The following is an 18991-nucleotide window of genomic DNA, read 5'->3' as shown; positions in this document are numbered from 1 at the left end:
ACTGCTTTCACGTCTTAACGGGAGTGGGAATGTCCAATCTGAGCAATGCATTGCAACTGAATGCCATTCACAGTCAGTTGCCAGTCACGGCTTACTTTGACGAAGCGCTTCTTACGCGCGAAATCGAAACACTTTTCAAGCTTGGTCCACGCTACGTCGGGCACGAACTCATGGTTCCCGAAGCGGGAAACTATTTCGCGCTTCCTGGCGAGGGCGAAGGGCGCGTGCTCGTGCGCAATCAGCAGTCGAATATCGAATTGCTGTCGAACGTGTGCCGCCATCGCCAGGCAATCATGCTGAACGGTCGCGGCAGCGCGGACAACATCGTCTGCCCGCTGCATCGCTGGACGTACGATCTGAACGGCCAGTTGCTCGGCGCGCCGCATTTCGCCGACAAGCCCTGCTTGAATCTCGGCGCCACGCCGCTGCAAAACTGGCAAGGCCTTCTCTTCGAGGCCGCGGGTCGCAATGTCGCGGCCGATCTCGCGAAACTCGGCACGGCGCGTCATTTCGACTTTTCGGGCTATATGTTCGATCACGTCGAAGTGCACGAGTGCAACTACAACTGGAAGTCCTTCATCGAGGTTTATCTGGAGGACTATCACGTCGCGCCGTTCCATCCGGGACTCGGCAGCTTCGTGTCGTGCGACAACCTCGAGTGGGAATTCGGCGACTGGTACAGCGTCCAGACCGTCGGCGTGCACAAGAATCTGGAGAAGCCGGGCAGCCCGACGTATCGCAAGTGGCACGACGAAGTCCTGCGCTTCCGTAACGGTACGCCGCCCGAATTCGGCGCCATCTGGATGGTGTATTACCCCGGTCTCATGATCGAGTGGTATCCGCACGTGCTGGTGGTCTCGTGGCTGATCCCGCAGGGCACGCAGAAGACGACCAACATCGTCGAGTTCTACTATCCCGAGGAGATTGCGCTTTTCGAGCGCGAGTTCATCGAGGCGGAACGTGCGGCCTATATGGAAACCGCGCGTGAGGACGATGAAATTGCCGAACGCATGGACGCCGGCCGGCGCGCGCTCATGTCGCGTGGCGAGAATCAGGTCGGGCCGTATCAGAGTCCGATGGAATCCGGCATGCAGCATTTCCACGAGTTTCTGCGGCATCAGCTCGGGGCCATCTGAACGTTGCTCGGCTATCGCGCGGGAATCATGAAAAGGCGGGCTTTCGAGTCCGCCTTTTTGTTTAGACTAGCTGTATCCCACTTCACGCGCGCGGCGATTGACACGACCGGGCGCGGACGCTTGCAAGGGATCGGGGTCGCGCGCCGAAGCGCACACTCTGTCCGACACAGGAGCCGTCATGCCGCACACCCACTACACCACGCTCATCTCGGCGACGAATCTTGCCGAACGGCGCGCCGCCGCGCCCGGCAGCGTGCTCGTGTTCGATTGCCGATTCGACCTCGCCGCGCCTGAATCCGGCGCAGCGGCTTATACCCAAGGTCATATTCCGGGCGCGCACTATCTTCATCTCGACCGCGACTTGTCCGGCGTCAAGACGGGGGCGAACGGACGCCATCCGTTGCCCGAACGCGGCGCGCTCGTCGAAAAACTCGCGAGCTTCGGGCTAAACGAAGGCCAGCAAGTCGTCGCCTACGACGCGCAAGGCGGCATGTACGCGTCGCGTTTGTGGTGGCTGCTGCGTTGGCTCGGTCACGATTCCGTCGCGCTGATCGACGGCGGTTTGCCCGCGTGGGAGGCAGCAGGTCAGCCACTCGATACCGTCGCGCCGCAAAAGACAAACGGCACGTTCAAGGCCGCCGCGCCGCTTGCCGTCACCATCGATGCTCCGGCGATCGAACGCAGCATCGGCACGCGCGACCATCTGCTAATCGATGCGCGCGCCGCGGACCGGTATCGCGGCGAGAACGAGACGCTCGATCCCGTCGGCGGTCACATTCCCGGCGCGCTGAATCGCTTCTTCAAGGACAATTTGACGCCGGAGGGCCGCTTCAAGACCGCGCACGAATTACGCGATGCGTTCGGCTCGCTGATCGGCGCCACGCCCACCGACCGCATCGTGCTGCAATGCGGCTCGGGCGTGACGGCATGTCATAACGCGCTCGCCATGGAGATTGCCGGTCTGCACGGCGCGGCGTTGTATCCGGGATCGTGGAGCGAATGGAGCGCCGATCCGGGCAGGCCCGTTGCGACCGGCGCGAAACCTTGAGGCTCGTAAAGCCCCGTCACTTGACGCCGTGCTCGCGGAACCACGCGAGCGCGCGCTTCCAGCCATCCTCCGCGTCTTCCTTGCGATAGCTCGGCCGATAATCCGCGAAGAACGCGTGCGGCGCGTCGTCATACACGACGATCTGCGACTCCCGCGCCTTCGGCTGGCCATTCGCCACGGCCTGCTTCATCTGTTCGAGCGTGTCCTGCGGAATGCTCTGATCTTGCCGGCCGTATAGCCCGAGCACAGGCACATTGAGCTCGGCCGCGTTGTCGATCGGGTTGCTCGGCGTGTTCGCCGTCTTGTTCCCCGTGACGCGCCCGTACCATGCAACCGCCGCCTTCACGTGCGGATTGTGCTCCGCATAAAGCCACGTAATGCGCCCGCCCCAGCAGAACCCGGTGATACCTAGCCGCTTCAGATCGCCGCCGTGCTCGCCCGCCCATTTGACGGTTTCGTCGATGTCCGAGATCACTTGCGAGTCAGGCACCTTCGAGACGAGCTGCTCGTTGAGAAGCTGCATGGACTTGTACGCCGAGGCATCGCCCTGACGCGTGTAGAGATCCGGCGCGATGGCGAGATAGCCTTGCTTGGCGAAGCGCCGGCAGACATCGGCGATATGCTCGTGCACCCCAAAAATCTCGTGGATCACGATGACCACCGGCAGATGCGTCTTGCCCTTCGGCTGCGCGCGATACGCCGGCACGAGCACGCCATCCGCGCCGCGCACGCCCACGGCGCCGGCTTCGAGACCGGCGTCATCGGTATGAATGGTTTGTGCCGACACGGGCAGCACGCACGCTGCGAAGCCTGTGCCGAAAGCTGCCTTGATGAAGTTGCGACGGTCGAACGGAACGTGGGGAATGAGGCTGTCGACTTCAGGGGTAAGCATGCAAAGCTCCCGCGGCAAGCGCCGGCAGGCGTCGATTCGCGCGGCCGGCGGCATGGATTCTGGAACCGCGCGAGCGTGTTCAAGGCTTCACGACGCGCGGCGCTGTACGACTCCCAAGCGAACGCGCCCGACACATTACAAGGCGCGCCGCTCATTCTAAACAGCTTTGCAGCGTCGATGCAGCTCAGTGCAGCTTGACGCGCGGCGCGGTGGACCGGCGCAGCCAGTGCGCGATGGTGTCGAGCACCATGCGCGCGTAGCCGTGGAGCGCGGCGATATGCAGCCGATACAGCGACATGTACATGAAGCGCGCGAAGAGGCCTTCGATCATCATGTTGCCGCCGATGAGCCCGCCCATCAGGCTGCCGACCGCGCTATAGCGACCGAGCGACACGAGCGAACCGAAATCGCGGTACGTGTATTCCGGCAGCGATTTGCCGTTCATGCGGCGCTCGAAAGCCTTGAAGAGAAAGCTCGCCTGCTGATGCGCCGCCTGCGCGCGCGGCGGCACACCGCGCTCGTTGCCGGGCCACGGACACGCGGCGCAATCGCCCAGGGCGAATATGTTGTCGTCGGCTTCCGTTTGCAGCGTGCGGCGCACGATGAGCTGGCCGAGACGATTGGTCGGCAAGCCGTCGAGCTGCGAGAGAATAGCCGGCGCCTTGATTCCCGCCGCCCACACCGTGAGGTCCACGCGAATGGTCTTGCCGCTCGCCGTGCGAATGGAATCGCGCGAGACTTCCGCGACGGTTTCGCCCGTCATCAAGGACACGCCCAGCTTCGTCAATAGCTCGGCCGTCGCGGTCGATACGGTGTCGCGCAGCGCGGGCAGAATGCGCGGCCCCGCTTCGATCAGCACGATACCGATGTCGTGCTTCGGATCCAGCTTGTGCAAACCGTACGCGGAAAGCACGTGCGCCGTGTTGCGCAGTTCCGCCGACAATTCCACGCCCGTCGCACCCGCGCCGACGATCGCCACCTGAATGCGCGGCGCGTTCAGCGAACCGAGCGGCACGGGCGGCCCTTCGGAATCGTCGATGCCCGCCGCCACCGGTTCCGGCGCGAAGTGCTCGGCGCGCATGCATGCCGCGATGAGCCGCTTGCGAAAGAGCTCGGCCTGGCCAACTGTATCGAGCGCGATGGAATGTTGCTGCGCGCCTTCGACGCCGAAGAAATGCGTCGTGCTGCCGATGGCAATGACGAGCGTGTCGTATTCCAGCTCGCGCTGCGGCAAGACCTCGCCCGCTTCGTCGTCGCGCAACGCGCTGATGGTAATGCGTTTTGTCGCGCGGTTCAGCGCGATCAACTCGCCCTGCTGAAACTCGAAGCCGTGCCACATGGCCTGCGCGGCGTATTCGAGTTCCTGCGTGAACGGGTCCATGCTGCCTGCGGCCACTTCATGCAGAAGCGGCTTCCAGATATGCGTGGGATTACGGTCCACCAGCGTGACTTGCGCACGCGGTGCCGTTTTACTGTCCGTCGTACCGAAACGGTCGCCGAGACGAGTCGCCAATTCGAGACCGCCGGCCCCTCCGCCGACGATGATGAATCGATGCATAAAGCTCTCCCGAATTTTTCTCCGCACGCGGAGTAATCAACTTACCGAGCCTCGGACCGCACGTACGTTCGACGACATGTCGGCCCGATGTCTCACCTTCCAAAAACCATTCTGCTTGAACGCGCGGCGCACTTGCAATGGCCGGCCTCGCATGTCCGGCATTCAGCGCGCTCTTTTTGCTCAGTGTGCTTCTTCCCAGTTATTGCCGACGCCCACCTCAGCCACGAGCGGCACGTTCAGCTTGGCGACGCCACACATCAATTCGGGTAAGCGCTTCCTGACTTCGGGCAGTTCCTCTTCGGGAACTTCGAGCACGAGCTCATCGTGTACCTGCATGATCATCTTCGCGTGGATATTCGTAGCCTCGATCCAGTCCTGCACCGCGATCATCGACAACTTGATGAGATCAGCGGCCGTTCCCTGCATGGGCGCGTTGATGGCCGCGCGTTCGGCCGCCTGACGACGCGGACCACTGCCGCCGTTGATCTCCGGCAGCCACAGACGCCGGCCGAACACGGTCTCCACGTAGCCGTTCATCTTCGCGGTCACGCGTGTGCGCTCCATGTAGTCGGCAACGCCCGGATAACGCGCGAAATAGCGGTCGATATAAAGCTTCGCCGCGTCGCGCGTGATGCCGAGATTCGACGCGAGTCCGAACGAACTCATGCCATAGATCAAGCCGAAATTGATCACCTTGGCGATACGCCGCTGGTCGTTCGACACTTCGATCGGCGTCACGCCGAACACTTCCGACGCGGTCGCGCGGTGCACGTCCTCGCCTTCCTTGAACGCGCGCAACAACGATTCGTCACCCGAAATATGCGCCATGATGCGCAGCTCGATCTGCGAGTAATCCGCCGATACGATCTTGCAACCCGGCGGCGCGATGAACGCCTCGCGAATGCGCCGGCCTTCGCCCGTTCGCACCGGAATGTTCTGCAAGTTCGGCTCGTTCGACGACAAGCGCCCTGTCACCGCGACAGCCTGCGCATAGTTCGTATGCACGCGTCCCGTCGATGCATTCACCATGCGCGGGAGCTTGTCCGTATAAGTGGACTTGAGCTTCGACAGCCCGCGATGTTCGAGCAGCACCTTCGGCAGCGGATAATCCTCGGCGAGTTTTTGCAGCACTTCTTCGTCGGTGGAAGGCGCGCCGCTCGGCGTCTTCTTCACCACCGGCAGTTCGAGTTTCTCGAAGAAGATCTGTCCGATCTGCTTGGGCGACCCGAGATTGAATTCGCCGCCCGCCAGTTCATAGGCTTCCGTTTGCAAGTCGATCAGCCGTTTGGCGATCTCGTTGCTCTGCGTGTCGAGCTTCGCGCGATCGATCAGCACGCCGTTGCGCTCCATCTTGCGCAACACGCGCGAAGTCGGCAATTCGATCTCGCGATATACCTTCAACAAGCCCTCTTCCTGCACGACTTGCGGGTAAAGCGCCTGATGCAGACGCAATGTGATGTCCGCATCTTCGGCGGCATACTCGGCCGCCTTGTCGAGCGCGACTTCGTCGAAACCGATTTGCGACGCGCCCTTGCCCGCGACGTCCTCGTATTTGATGGTCTTCACGCCCAAGTGCCGCAGCGCGAGGTTGTCCATGTCATGCGGCCGATGCGACTCCAGCACGTACGACTGCAACAACGTGTCATGCTCGACGCCGCGCATGACGATGCCGTAATTGGCGAGCACCTGCTCATCGTATTTCAGATGCTGGCCGACCTTCTTCTTCGATTCGTCTTCGAGCCACGGCTTGAGCTTCGCGAGCACTTCATCGCGCGGCAGTTGCACGGGTGCGTCCGGCCCGCGATGCGCGAGCGGAACATATGCGGCATGACCCGGTTCGACCGAGATGGACAAGCCGACGATCTGCGCGGTCATCGGGTCGAGCGCGGTGGTTTCGGTATCGAACGAAGTGATCTCGGCGGCATCGATGCGTTCGAGCCACGCGCCGAACTGTTCCCACGTCTGCACCGTCTCGTAGTGGTGGACGATCTCCGTGACTTCGGCGGGCGGCGTGTCGGTCGGGCCTTCGACGGCATCCGCGATTTCGACTTCGCGCAGCCAAGTCTTGAAGCCGTGACGCAGAAACACGTCGCGCAATTCGTCGCGCGACTCGGGACGGCTTTCGAGCGTTTCGTCGATCGACGCGATCTGCGACGCCAGGTCGCATTCCGTGTGTACGGTAACGAGCTTGCGAGCCATGGGCAGGAAGTCCAGAGCCTTGCGCAGATTGTCTCCTACCGCACCTTTGATCTCGCCCGCATGTTCTACGATGCCATCAAGGGAGTCGTATTGCGTGAGCCACTTGAGCGCAGTCTTGGGGCCGCACTTTTCGACGCCCGGCACGTTATCGACCGTATCGCCGATGAGCGAAAGATAATCGACGATACGTTCCGGCGGCACGCCGAACTTGGCGATGACGCCGGCGCGATCGAGCGTTTCGTTGGTCATCGTATTGATGAGGGTGACATGATCCGTCACGAGTTGAGCCAGATCCTTGTCGCCCGTCGAGACGATCACTTTCATGCCGCGCTTTTCGGCCTGAACCGCGAGCGTGCCGATGACGTCGTCGGCTTCGACGCCTTCGATCATCACGAGCGGCCAGCCGAGCGCACGCACGGCGATGTGAATAGGCTCGATCTGCTTCGAAAGGTCTTCGGGCATGGGAGGCCGGTTGGCCTTGTAGTCGGCGTACCAGTCGTCGCGAAACGTCTTGCCTTTGGCGTCGAAGACGCACGCGCTATACTCTGCATTGGTTTCACGCCTAAGGCGTCGCAGCATGTTGATCATTCCATACAGTGCGCCGGTCGGCCCGCCGTCGGGGCCGCGCAGGTCAGGCATGGCATGGTAAGCCCGGTACAAGTAGCTAGAACCGTCGACCAATAGCAGGGTCTTACCTTCAAGACTTCGTTCTTCAGGCATTATGAACAAGAGAAAAGTGATTCCGAGTCTGCGATCGCTCGCAGATCAAGAGCGCGCGACGGCCAAAAAGGCTCGCGCATCGTGGCAGATGTTCACGATTATGGCAGAGTTTATCGAGGCTACCGAGTACCTCTCGGAGATCCGTCCTGCCATCAGCATCTACGGTTCCGCGCGTCTCAAACCCGAGTCGCCGTACTATCAGCGGACCATTGAAATCGCGCAAAAATTCTCCGATGCAGGCTTTGCCGTGATCTCCGGCGGCGGTCCCGGCATCATGGAAGCAGCCAATAAAGGCGCGCATGCGGGCAAGTCGCCGTCGGTGGGTCTCAACATCGAATTGCCGCACGAGCAGTCGGGCAATCAATGGCAGGACATCTCGCTGCGCTTCCGTCACTTCTTCACGCGCAAGGTCACGTTCGTCAAGAATTCGGATGCGGTCGTCGTGATGCCGGGCGGCTTCGGCACGCTTGACGAACTGGCCGAAGTGCTCACGCTCATTCAGACCAAGAAGTCGCGCCACGTGCCTATCGTGCTGGTGGGCGCCGAATTTTGGGCCGGCTTGCTCGACTGGTTCAAGAACACGCTGTTGACCAATGGCGTCATCGGCGAAAAAGATCTTGGACTCATGCAAGTGATCGACGACCCCGATCAAGTGCTCGATGCGGTGCTGCGCTTCTATGAAGATCGCGAAGGCGCGGCAGAGCAACCGGCGGAAGGTAAGTCGGATGAGGACCGGATGTTTTATTTGTGATTCGAAGGCTGTCGGGCGAGCGGAATCGCTATCTTCCCTCTCGCCCTTTCCCCTCTATCGCCTCATTCACGAGCAGCATCTCTCTGACACACGCCCATAAAGCGTAGTCTTCCGAATCGAATACTGGAGTTTGCCGGCGCCCGCATAGGCGTTCGCTGTCGAGCCGCTGCATGGCGCATCGCAATCTTCAGCCACGCACGAGCCGCCTTGAAGAAGACCGCCCGCTTCGCTTCTTCGCGTTTCGACGTCTCACTGAAACGCTACCTCCGCAAAGCTGCGCAACTTCCGGCTGTGCAACCGCGACAGGCCATTCATGCGCAGCAGTTCCATTGCCTTCACGCCGATCTGCAAATGCTGATCCACTTGCGCACGATAAAATTGATCGGCCATGCCCGGCAGCTTGAGTTCGCCATGCAGCGGTTTGTCCGACACGCATAGCAACGTCCCATAAGGCACGCGGAACCGGAAGCCGTTCGCGGCGATGGTCGCGCTTTCCATATCGAGCGCGATCGCGCGGCTTTGCGACAGCCGCTGCACCGGCTCGCGATGATCGCGCAATTCCCAATTCCGGTTGTCCACACTCGCGACGGTGCCCGTGCGCATCACGCGCTTCAGTTCCACGCCTTCGAGCTGTGTCACCTGCGCCACGGCCTTCTCGAGCGCGACCTGCACTTCCGCCAGCGCGGGAATCGGCACCCACAGCGGCAGGTCGTCATCCAGTACGTGATCCTCGCGTACATAGCCGTGCGCCAGCACGTAATCGCCCAGACGCTGCGTGTTCCGCAAGCCCGCGCAATGCCCAAGCATGACCCACGCGTGCGGACGCAGCACCGCGATGTGATCCGTGATGGTCTTTGCGTTCGACGGCCCCACGCCGATGTTCACCATCGTGATGCCGCTGCCATCCGCGCGCTTCAGGTGATACGCCGGCATCTGCGGCAGACGCGCGATTGGCGCGCCTTCCTCCGGTTGCTCGCCGAGATTGGCGTTGTAGGTGACGACATCGCCCGGTTCGACGAACGACGAATACTCGCAGCGATACGCGCGCGTTTCCTCGTCATCCGCGCGCGACATCAGCGTGCGGCCGAGCTTCACGAACTCGTCGATATAGAACTGGTAGTTCGTATAAAGCACGTAGTTCTGAAAATGCGTGGGGGAAGTCGCCGTGTAGTGCCGCAGCCGATGCAGCGAAAAATCCACCCGCGCCCCCGTGAAGAGCGCAAGCGGATGAGGCTCGCCCGCGGCGGGCTCATACGTGCCGTTCACGATGCGGTCGTCGAGCAGCGCGAGGTCCGGGGTATCGAAGACATTGCGCATGGCGAGCAGGCGATCGCGGTCGAGATCGCCTTCGAGATGGATGCCTTCGGCGAACGCGAAGTGAATAGGAATGGGTTGCGCCGACACGCCCACTTCAATGCCCACATGATGGTTCTTCGTCAAGAGCCGCAACTGCTCGCGATAATAATCGCCGAAGAGATCCGGACGCGTGAGCGTAGTCTCGAAGATGCCGGGCCCGGCGACGAAACCATACGAGCGCCGCGAGTCGATCTGCGTGTTGAGCTCGGTACGCACGCGCACGAACGGATAGCACGCGCGCACGCGATGCGTGAACTGCTCGTTGCGCCGATACCGCGCGAACGCGTCGCGCAGGAAAGCGGTGTTGGCTTCGTAGATGGCGGAGACCCGCGAGACGGCGGCTGCGGGGTCGTCGAATGATTCGGTCGGGAAGTCGTTTGCAGGCGTTCCCTGAGTGGTCTGAGTCCGGTCGTTTGTCATGATCTTGTATGCGTGTCTGATGCCCTCGTAGTCATCGACATTAACACGGAAGCATGCAAGAACCATGAAGCCCCCGCGCCGCGCAAGTGCGTGCGAACACGGCGCGCAACAGCTTTTTGAACGTTCCGGCCGAAATCCGCGAAGCAGCGCAAAATAAGGCGTTGCGCCGGCATGGGGTTCGCGTTTTGCTAGAATCCGGCCATCGCCTGGAGAACTGACATGAAGCCGCTCTATTTCGCCGCCGCCGCGGCCGTCCTTGCCGTCGCAAGTGTAGGCGCCACGGCGCAAACCCTCCAGGCCGAGCAGGCGGGCGCACAGCCACAAATGTCGCAGGAAGAAGCCGCTGGCCTGCCTGATCTGAAGGCCATCAACCGCCCGCCCGCGAACGCGAGTTCGAAGGTCGAGATTTCGCCGCCGCGCATGCCGAGCTTCCACGAACTCAGCACCAACGGCACCGAGATCACCGAGTATCGCGACAAGGGCAAGCCCGTCGAGATCAACGTGCATTCGAACTTCGGCACGCGCTATCAGATGAGTTCGCCTTACGACACCTCGCCGCAAGTCCGCGATAACGGCAAGGCAAGCACGCGCCTGCCATCGGTGAGCGTGCGCTATTGATCCACGGGTCGATTTGCGCCCGCTCGTCTGAGCGGGCATCTTCACGCAGTGCTCACGCGACTGCGCCGTTCACCGGCCCGCCACGGGCTTCTCAACCTGACCCAAGTTTCTGCATGGCCGTATTCACCCCCGTCTCTGACGCCGAACTCGGCGACTGGCTGCAACACTACGATCTCGGCGATGTCGTCGAATTGCGCGGCATCCAGTCGGGCATCGAGAACAGCAACTTTTTTCTCACGACCACGCGCGGCGAATACGTGCTCACGATCTTCGAGAATCTCACGGCGACGCAACTGCCGTTCTATCTCGATCTGATGCGCCATCTGGCGGCGCATCGCGTGCCGGTTCCCGATCCCATGCCGCGCAGCGACGGCTCGCTCTTCGGCATGCTGCACGGCAAGCCCGCTGCCATCGTCACGAAACTCGAAGGCGCGCCGGAACTCAAGCCGACGCCCGCGCATTGCATCGAAGTCGGTCAGATGCTCGCGCGCATGCATCTCGCCGGGCGCGATTTTCCGCGGCATCAGCCGAACTTGCGCAGCCTCGCGTGGTGGCAGGAGAACTTGCCGGCCATCGTTGACTTCCTGAGCGCGCCGCAGCGCGAACTGATCGAATCCGAGCTTGTGCATCAGGCCGCGTTTTTCACGTCGGCGGACTACGCCGCGCTGCCGGACGGACCGTGCCACTGCGATCTGTTTCGCGACAACGTGCTGTTCGCGCCGGGCCGCGATCACGCACGGCTCGGCGGGTTCTTCGACTTCTACTTCGCGGGCGTCGACAAGTGGCTCTTCGACGTCGCCGTGACCGTGAACGACTGGTGCGTCGATCTCGAAAGCGGCGCGCTCGACCCCGCGCGTATCGACGCAATGCTGCGCGCTTATCAAACCGTGCGCCCCTTCACGCCCGCCGAGGAACGCCACTGGAACGACATGCTGCGCGCCGGCGCCATGCGCTTCTGGGTCTCGCGCCTGTACGATTTTTACCGTCCGCGCGAGGCGCAGATGTTGAAACCGCACGATCCCGGCCATTTCGAACGCATTCTGCGCGAGCGCGTCAAAGCCGCTGCCAGCCTCAATCAGTAACCTTCCACTCTGCTCATGCGACTGATCGAAGTTCCCGCCAAGACCGGCTATGTATGGTTCCGCCAGGGCATCTGGCTGTTCCGCCGCAATCCGTTTGCGTTCCTCACCGTGTTCTTCGCTTATCTGTTCGTGATGACGCTGATTTCGCGCGTGCCGCTCATTGGACCGTTGCTGCCGTTGCTGTTCATTCCGGGCATCGCGGTGGGTTTCATGGCCGCCTGCCGCGACACCATCGCGGGCAAGCCCGTTTGGCCGACCGTTCTCGTCGATGGCTTCCGCTCCTACGGCACCGTGGTCGCGCGCCGTCTGCTCGCGCTCGGCGCGATCTACGTCGTGGCGATGGCAGTGATCTTCGCGGCATCGGCACTGGTCGACGGCGGCACGCTGCTCGGCCTGATGATGGGCGACGGCCCCGCCGGCGACCCCGAAACCGTGGCCGCGAGCTTCAGCCCGCTCGCCGTGCTGGTGGCGATGGCCTGCTACATCCCAGTGGCCATGCTGTTCTGGTTCGCGCCCATTCTCGTTGCATGGCACGACGTGACGCCCGCGAAGGCGCTGTTCTTCAGCCTCGTGTCGTGCTGGCGCAATCGCGGCGCCTTCGTGCTTTACGGCGTGTTGTGGATTGCGGTGGCGCTTGCCGTATCGTTCGGCCTGACCGCGCTGATGCAGGCGCTCGGCGTGAGTCAGGAGATGGCGTTGGCGGTGCTCATGCCCGCGTCGATTCTCGTCACGACCGCGCTTTACTGCTCGTTCTATGCGACCTATCGCGGCTGCTTCGGCGTGCAGTCGCCGGACACGCCGGATATGCCTAATGCATCGGATACACCGGGCATCTGATGCCCCGAATCCTCGCGCGCGAAGCGTTTTCCGTACACTAACGTCATTGGCCGATACGGCCTTTTGCGGCGCCTCGCCATGACCTCGCCCGACGACTTCCCGCTCGAACTCGATCAGCAAATCTGCTTCGCGCTCTATTCGACATCGCTCGCGATGACGAAAACCTACAAGCCGATGCTCGACAAACTCGGCCTCACCTATCCGCAGTATTTGGCGATGCTGGTGCTGTGGGAACGCGACAATCTCACCGTGAAGGAAATCGCCGCGCGCTTGTCGCTCGATTCCGCCACGCTCACGCCGCTGCTCAAGCGCCTGGAGGCGCAGGGGTACGTCGAGCGCATGCGCGGCGTCGAGGATGAACGGCAGGTGCACGTGCGCTTGACGGCGCAAGGCCGGTCGCTGCGGCAATCCGCGCGTGCCATTCCGCCTGAGATCTTTTGCGCGGCTGGATCGGATGTCGACGAATTAGCGCGCCTGCGCAGCGATCTGGTCAGGCTGCGGGCATCGCTCAACGAGTATCTTGAACGCTGATAGCCATTCCCTAATCGCATCTTGACCAAAATTTAATTTGCACGCTAATGATTAGCGCGATATATTTCTATCCGTGGTCGATGCAATGATGACCCGACAGTCAAGTCCAACCCTTCCGCGCCGAACAAGGCGACGAATTCAAGGAGAAAAGCGATGAGCATCCTGTACAAGGCAACCGCGACGAGCACCGGTGGACGCGACGGACGCGCGGTGTCATCCGACGAACAACTGAACGTGAAGTTGAGCGCACCGAAGGCCTTGGGCGGCACGGGCGCGGAAGGAACGAATCCGGAACAATTGTTCGCGGCGGGCTACTCGGCGTGCTTTCTTTCCGCGATGAAATTCGTCGCCGGCCAGCAAAAGCGTACGGTTCCGGCGGATACGACCGTCACCGCCGACGTGGGCGTCGGCCCGAATGATGCGGGCGGCTTTGCGCTGGATATCGAATTGCGCATCGCGCTGCCGGGACTTGACCAAGCGGAAGCACAAGCGCTCGTCGATGCGGCTCACAAGGTCTGCCCGTATTCGAACGCGACGCGCAATAACGTCGATGTGCGCGTGAAGCTCGTCTGAGCGAATCGAACAAAAAGAAAATGCCGGCTCGCGAAACCGGCATTTTCTTGGGCGTTGCAAATGAAAAAAGCCGCTGGACAATTCCTGCGGCTTTTTTATTAACGCTCTGAAAGCATACTGCTCAGTTCGCCATCCACGTCGGATGACGCGTGCCAGCACGCTGATCCAGGCGCTTCATGCGATATTCGAGATCGTAAATGTCGGTGGCTTCGGCCAAATATGCGTCGTCGCGTTCGCGATCACGTTGGTCGGCGGACTTCGTCAGAAACAGAAAAATGCGGCTGAGCAGGAACATGGTGGGCCTCGCTTGGATACTGGGGTAACTACCTATGGATGTAACTATAGGGTAATCCCTGATCCGACGCAAGTCTTATCGGCTAGATTCCTGATACTAAAGACTAATTTGCAACACTTGAAATTGTCGCGCGGACTGCTCTAAGCAACGAAAGCCGCGCGCGCGGACTCGCTGGAGCGGCGTTGATGTTTGAAGAACTCCCACATCACGGCTGACGAGTCCGGACCCTTGGCTGAATGGAAAGCCACGGTATCGTCGCCGCCCGCCCACGCGTGGCCCAATCCGCGAACGACCACGCTCTTGACGACGCGTCGGCCATTCTTGAAGTAGTCGCGCACGACGCCATCCGCTTGCTTCTCTTCACGCAATTCGCCTGCGCGCGGAGCACCGGCGGCATCGACGAAACCGTTGAGACGCAAAAATTGTTGCGTCAATTGTTCGGCGTTGGACGGCGACACGACTGAATCCAGCTCGCCGTGAACGATGATCGCCGGCATTCCGGGATATTCGCGCGTGTCGACGGCAGCATCGACGAGCGTGACGGGGTCGTTGCGACTGCCGCGACGCATGACATCCATCGCGCCGATTGCCGAACTAGCCTCGCCGAACACTACCCCAGAGTGCAAGCCGACAGCGGCGAACAGTTGCGGATATCGCACCGCCAACAAGGCGGACATGCCAGCACCCGCCGACATGCCGGCGAGATAGACGCGCTCGGCGTCGAAACCATGCTCGGCGACGACCGCCTTGACCAGCGATACGATCGACGCCGCCTCGCCGCCGCCTCCATTGCCGGACGCGTCGTACCAGCGCCAGCAACGATGCGCATGATCATGCTTAGACTGTTCGGGATACAGCACGGCGAAACCAAATTTGTCGGCGAGAAGATTGAGGCGCGTTCCTTGCGCAAAATCATCGGCATTCTGCTGACAGCCGTGCAACATGACGACGAGCGGCACTCGGTCGAGTTCGGCTTGCGGCGGCGTGTACAGCGCGTACGAAACATGGTTGACGAAGCGTCCGCCCGTCGGCGGCGCGGAATGATAGGAACGCATCCACTTCCCCAAAGCCCAGGCGGAGGCGCGCGGACGAACTCGCGACTCCCGCACCGTCGGCTGCGCACCAACGCCTGAGCCACTGCGCACAGTGGCTGCCTTGGTAGCAGCGCCCGACTTGAGTTTCGTCTTGACGCTTTTCGGTCGGGCTGGCGTTGTTGGGGGACGCGACTTCGGCACACGCAAGGGTTCGACTTGACTGGCGACCAGGCGTCTCAAGCCACGCAACCAGAGCTTGGTAAGGCTTTTCGACATTTGGCTGGGTCCTCTACAAATAAGCGAATCAGAAGGCACTCTGCAGTGATGATGACAAGACGTGCCCAGTTGTGCATCGCACAATAGCATCAAAAAGACGGTTTCGAGCGACTCGAAAACTCATATAACGGGACGAATTCAAAGGCAATCAAGGCGAAAGAGAATTTTTAACCGAAGTTACACGACGTAACTGACATCATCTTTTCGGCCGAGTCGCATAATTAGGGATTGTCCCAGCAGGTATACTCCAAGGTCTTCTCCACGCAGTCGTGACAGCCGGTGCGAGATGCACGCTCCATGTCGCACTGCAGCAACCTCTATTCCCAAGCTCTGAAATGAACCTTGTTCCATCAGCCTCAACCTGGTTTTTCGTTACCGCTTTTGGCAGCGTCGGCGTCATGGCGCCGTTGGCGGTCGTGGTTGCGGCGTGGCTCGCCGTCGGCTACCGATGGAAATACGCGTGCGCGTGGCTCGGGTTGCTCGGTGTTGCCAGCGGACTCGTGGCGTTGAGCAAGATCGCGTTTATCGGTTGGGGAATCGGCGTGCGCGATCTGGATTTCACCGGCATCAGCGGTCATGCGTTGATGTCGACGGCTGTACTGCCGGTTGCGCTATTCGTCGCCGCGTTGTCGATGCGCGCGTCGTTGCGCGTCACAGCGATCGTGCTGGGACTTGTTATCGGTGTAATGGTGGGCGTGTCGCGTGTCGTGCTGAACGCGCATTCGATCTCGGAAGTGGTCGCGGGAGGTTTGCTTGGCGCAGTGGTGGCCGTTGCTTTCGCGTGCATCGCGTGGCGGGCGCAAGCGGCGAAAACGCTATCACCGGGACCGGTCGCGGCGAGCCTGGCTGCGGTCGTGATTGCGTTGCATGGCGTGCCGGTGCCTACTCAGCAGTGGATTACGCAGATCGCGCTGGAACTGTCCGGCCACGAGCGGCCGTATATCCGGGCGCGCTGGAAAGTGCAAAACTATCGAATTCCAGCGCGTCGGACCGAGGCGCTGGCGGTGCCGTTCGCGGTTGCTTGAGCGGCCGCCTGAGCAGCCGCACTCTCTGCAAGCCTCAGTCGTTCACACCAATGATCACGCTGGAAGCCTTGATCACTGCAACGGCTTTCTGACCTTCTGCGAGGCCAAGTGTATCGGCGCTGCGGTTCGTGATGATCGCGGTCACCGTGGTTGCGTCGTCCAGCGTCAATGTCACTTCGGCGTTCACGGCGCCCTTCGTCACACTCGCCACCGTGCCACGCAACTGATTGCGTGCCGAAATCTTCGCGGGCGCGTCTTCCATCAGCATGACCCACGACGCCTTGATGAGCGCGAACGCTTCGCTGCCTTCCTTGAGACCGAGCGATTCGGTGCTTTCGTGCGTAACCACGGCAACGATCGTCTGTCCACCCGGCAAGCCCAGTTCGATTTCGTCGTTCACCGCGCCGCGTGTGACTTTGGTGACTTTCCCCGCTAATTGATTGCGTGCACTCGTTTTCATTCCTAGTCTCCCTATGAGTTGCCAGTCGCGAGCGAAGCCTTCTATGGCCATGCCCGCTTGTTGAAGAAACTTGCGATGCTCGCGTTCGACCGCTTGGTAGGTTTCGATGAGACGCCGCGCCGCCGATGTCAATGTGGTTCCGCCTCCGCCCCGCCCACCGCTTGCGGTAATCACGAGTGGCTCGCCAGCGAGATTGTTCATGGTGTCGACCGCATCCCAGGCCGCCTTGTAGCTCATGCCGACGGCCTTTGCGGCCGCCGTGATTGATCCGTTATCGCGAATCGCCGCGAGCAGCGCAATACGCGCCGCGCCGCCAAGAGTCGCGTCGCCGCTTTGCAGCCAGACAGCGCCACCAACTGCCAATGAATCGGCCGTGGCGGAGGGTGCTGTTTCGTTCATCGATTGCCTCCCGCATCGCGTTGCGCATTATATCGGCGCGCGTACACGGCCACGAACGATAGGTCAGAAAGCCGTTTCAATTCATACGAATGCCAATCATTCTCGCAGTCACGAAATCGACACACGGCGAGTGAAACATGGCGCATTGCGCTTTCACCGATTCGCGCAAGCCCCGCTCAAGCCAAGGACGCGACATGAACGACTTTGCTCTTTCTACAGGCCGTCAGGGCCGCACCACCGGGCAACGGCTCGCCCTGCTGCTCTTTCTAATCGCCATCGCGGGAGGCGCCGTTTATTGCGTCACGCATCTTTTCGAAGACCTCTCGCCCGTGCGCGAATCGTCAGCGTTTCCGTACATCTTGCTTGGCATTGCGCTTTTGATCGCGCTCGGCTTCGAGTTCGTCAATGGCTTTCACGATACCGCGAACGCCGTCGCCACCGTCATCTACACGCACTCGCTTACACCGAATCTGGCTGTCGTCTGGTCCGGCGCGTGGAACTTCGTCGGCGTGCTGGTCTCGAGCGGCGCGGTGGCCTTCGGTATCCTGCAACTGCTGCCCGTGGAATTGATCATCGGCGTGGGGAGCTCGCAGGGCTTCGCGATGGTCTTTGCGCTCCTGATCGCGGCGATCATCTGGAACCTCGGCACGTGGGCGCTCGGCTTGCCGTCGTCCAGTTCGCATACGCTGATCGGCTCCGTGATCGGCGTCGGGCTGATGAACCAGATGCTGCACGGCGCGAACGGAACGTCGGGCGTCGATTGGGCGCAAGCGACCTCGGTCGGCAAGTCGCTGCTGCTTTCGCCGCTGGTCGGCTTTATCGCCGCGGGCTTTTTGCTCTACGTGATGAAACTGGTCGTGCGCGTGCCCGCGCTCTACAAGGAACCGGAAAAGAACACGCCGCCGCCCTTCTGGATTCGCTGCCTGCTGATTCTCACCTGCACGGGCGTTTCGTTCGCGCACGGCTCCAACGACGGCCAGAAAGGCATGGGCCTCATCATGCTGATTTTGATCGGCACGGTGCCGACCGCCTACGCGCTCAACAAGGCCGTCACGGCCGAGGAAACGCAGACCTTCCTCTCGGTTAGCCATAACGCATCCGAAGTGCTGCAGCGTTACGCCGATGGCAAGCCCGCCGCCACGGATTCACGCGGCGCCGTCGAGCATTACGTGCAGACAAAGACGCTTGCGCCGGACACGGTTCCGTCGCTGAAAAATCTGATCGATTCCATCGATGCGAAAGTGCGTCCGAGCGAAACCATCGCCAATTTGCCGCAGGGAACGGTGCGCAACGTGCGTAACGACATGTACGTGGCATCGGAAGCGCTGCGTCTGATGGAAAAGCAAAAAGCGCCGGCCTTCACGAATGACGATTCCGCCGTGCTCACCAACTACAAGGCGCAGATCGATCACGCCACCAAGTTCATCCCGACCTGGGTGAAGGTTGCGGTGGCCGTCGCGCTCGGGCTTGGCACGATGGTCGGCTGGAAGCGCATCGTGGTGACGGTGGGCGAGCGTATCGGCAAGACGCATCTGACATATGGACAAGGCGCTTCGGCGGAACTGGTCGCGATGCTGACCATTGGCGCCGCCGACGTTTACGGCTTGCCGGTGAGCACGACACACGTGCTGTCGTCGGGCGTCGCGGGCACGATGGCCGCGAACGGCTCCGGTCTTCAATGGCGCACCGTGCGTAGTCTCGCGCTGGCTTGGGTGCTGACCTTGCCGGTGTCGATCGTCCTCGCGGGCGGACTTTTCTGGGCCTTCCGCGGTATCTTCTAA

The 18991-nt window shown here is 61.4% G+C and carries 17 protein-coding genes; 10 read left to right on the top strand and 7 right to left on the bottom strand.

The window, feature by feature from the left end; all coding sequences use genetic code 11:
- The first annotated feature begins 29 nt into the window (after window positions 1-29).
- Window positions 30-1136: an aromatic ring-hydroxylating oxygenase subunit alpha gene (locus NCT03_RS16185; protein ID WP_244829179.1), complete on the top strand. Its 1107-nt coding sequence runs from the start codon at window positions 30-32 to the stop codon at window positions 1134-1136.
- A 178-nt stretch (window positions 1137-1314) separates the two neighbouring features.
- Window positions 1315-2184 (top strand): sulfurtransferase, encoded by an 870-nt coding sequence (locus NCT03_RS16180; protein ID WP_250493134.1) that lies wholly within the window; start codon window positions 1315-1317, stop codon window positions 2182-2184.
- A gap of 16 nt (window positions 2185-2200) precedes the next feature.
- Here the strand turns inward: NCT03_RS16180 and NCT03_RS16175 are convergent, their stop codons facing one another.
- From NCT03_RS16175 to polA, 3 genes are all read right to left on the bottom strand, one after another.
- Entirely contained in the window at window positions 2201-3076 is an 876-nt protein-coding gene (locus NCT03_RS16175) for a dienelactone hydrolase family protein (RefSeq protein ID WP_244829177.1), read from the bottom strand.
- A 184-nt stretch (window positions 3077-3260) separates the two neighbouring features.
- Window positions 3261-4634, bottom strand: a complete 1374-nt coding sequence (locus tag NCT03_RS16170) for an NAD(P)/FAD-dependent oxidoreductase (RefSeq protein ID WP_250493133.1) — start codon at window positions 4632-4634, stop codon at window positions 3261-3263.
- Window positions 4635-4814: 180 nt separating this feature from the next.
- On the bottom strand, window positions 4815-7553 hold the full coding sequence (polA, locus tag NCT03_RS16165; RefSeq protein WP_250493145.1) for a DNA polymerase I: 2739 nt from the start codon (window positions 7551-7553) through the stop codon (window positions 4815-4817).
- 1 nt (window position 7554) lies between these two features.
- Here polA and NCT03_RS16160 point away from each other — a divergent pair, with 1 nt between their 5' ends.
- Complete coding sequence (locus NCT03_RS16160) at window positions 7555-8304, top strand: LOG family protein (protein WP_244829174.1); 750 nt, start codon at window positions 7555-7557, stop codon at window positions 8302-8304.
- A gap of 249 nt (window positions 8305-8553) precedes the next feature.
- Here the strand turns inward: NCT03_RS16160 and NCT03_RS16155 are convergent, their stop codons facing one another.
- Window positions 8554-10080, bottom strand: coding sequence for an AMP nucleosidase (locus tag NCT03_RS16155; protein ID WP_250493132.1), 1527 nt, complete (start codon window positions 10078-10080; stop codon window positions 8554-8556).
- 219 nt (window positions 10081-10299) lie between these two features.
- On the opposite strand from NCT03_RS16155, the gene NCT03_RS16150 reads away from it, so the two are divergent.
- From NCT03_RS16150 to NCT03_RS16130, 5 genes are all read left to right on the top strand, one after another.
- The gene (locus NCT03_RS16150; protein ID WP_250466513.1) at window positions 10300-10698 is read left to right on the top strand and encodes a hypothetical protein; all 399 of its coding nucleotides are present in this window, start codon (window positions 10300-10302) and stop codon (window positions 10696-10698) included.
- A gap of 113 nt (window positions 10699-10811) precedes the next feature.
- Entirely contained in the window at window positions 10812-11780 is a 969-nt protein-coding gene (locus NCT03_RS16145) for a homoserine kinase (protein ID WP_250493131.1), read from the top strand.
- Between the two features lie 15 nt (window positions 11781-11795).
- Window positions 11796-12617, top strand: a complete 822-nt coding sequence (locus NCT03_RS16140) for a BPSS1780 family membrane protein (RefSeq protein WP_244829169.1) — start codon at window positions 11796-11798, stop codon at window positions 12615-12617.
- A gap of 78 nt (window positions 12618-12695) precedes the next feature.
- A complete protein-coding gene (locus NCT03_RS16135) occupies window positions 12696-13148 on the top strand; it encodes a MarR family winged helix-turn-helix transcriptional regulator (protein ID WP_250493130.1) in 453 nt (150 codons plus the stop codon).
- Window positions 13149-13301: 153 nt separating this feature from the next.
- The gene (locus tag NCT03_RS16130; protein WP_250466510.1) at window positions 13302-13721 is read left to right on the top strand and encodes an organic hydroperoxide resistance protein; all 420 of its coding nucleotides are present in this window, start codon (window positions 13302-13304) and stop codon (window positions 13719-13721) included.
- A gap of 121 nt (window positions 13722-13842) precedes the next feature.
- Here the strand turns inward: NCT03_RS16130 and NCT03_RS16125 are convergent, their stop codons facing one another.
- Window positions 13843-14016, bottom strand: a complete 174-nt coding sequence (locus NCT03_RS16125) for a DUF3563 family protein (RefSeq protein ID WP_244829166.1) — start codon at window positions 14014-14016, stop codon at window positions 13843-13845.
- 140 nt (window positions 14017-14156) lie between these two features.
- Entirely contained in the window at window positions 14157-15326 is a 1170-nt protein-coding gene (locus NCT03_RS16120; RefSeq protein ID WP_250493129.1) for an extracellular catalytic domain type 1 short-chain-length polyhydroxyalkanoate depolymerase, read from the bottom strand.
- 335 nt (window positions 15327-15661) lie between these two features.
- Between NCT03_RS16120 and NCT03_RS16115 the strand changes: the two genes are divergently transcribed.
- Window positions 15662-16351, top strand: coding sequence for a phosphatase PAP2 family protein (locus NCT03_RS16115; RefSeq protein ID WP_244829164.1), 690 nt, complete (start codon window positions 15662-15664; stop codon window positions 16349-16351).
- 34 nt (window positions 16352-16385) lie between these two features.
- On the opposite strand, the gene NCT03_RS16110 is transcribed toward NCT03_RS16115, so the two are convergent.
- Window positions 16386-17210, bottom strand: a complete 825-nt coding sequence (locus NCT03_RS16110) for a TOBE domain-containing protein (protein ID WP_250493128.1) — start codon at window positions 17208-17210, stop codon at window positions 16386-16388.
- A 194-nt stretch (window positions 17211-17404) separates the two neighbouring features.
- Here NCT03_RS16110 and NCT03_RS16105 point away from each other — a divergent pair, with 194 nt between their 5' ends.
- The gene (locus NCT03_RS16105; RefSeq protein ID WP_250493127.1) at window positions 17405-18991 is read left to right on the top strand and encodes an inorganic phosphate transporter; all 1587 of its coding nucleotides are present in this window, start codon (window positions 17405-17407) and stop codon (window positions 18989-18991) included.

It is taken from the genome of Caballeronia sp. GAWG1-1 (assembly GCF_023631465.1).
In the GTDB taxonomy this organism is placed as follows: Bacteria; Pseudomonadota; Gammaproteobacteria; order Burkholderiales; family Burkholderiaceae; genus Caballeronia.
This window is presented reverse-complemented; position numbering and strand designations above follow the sequence as displayed.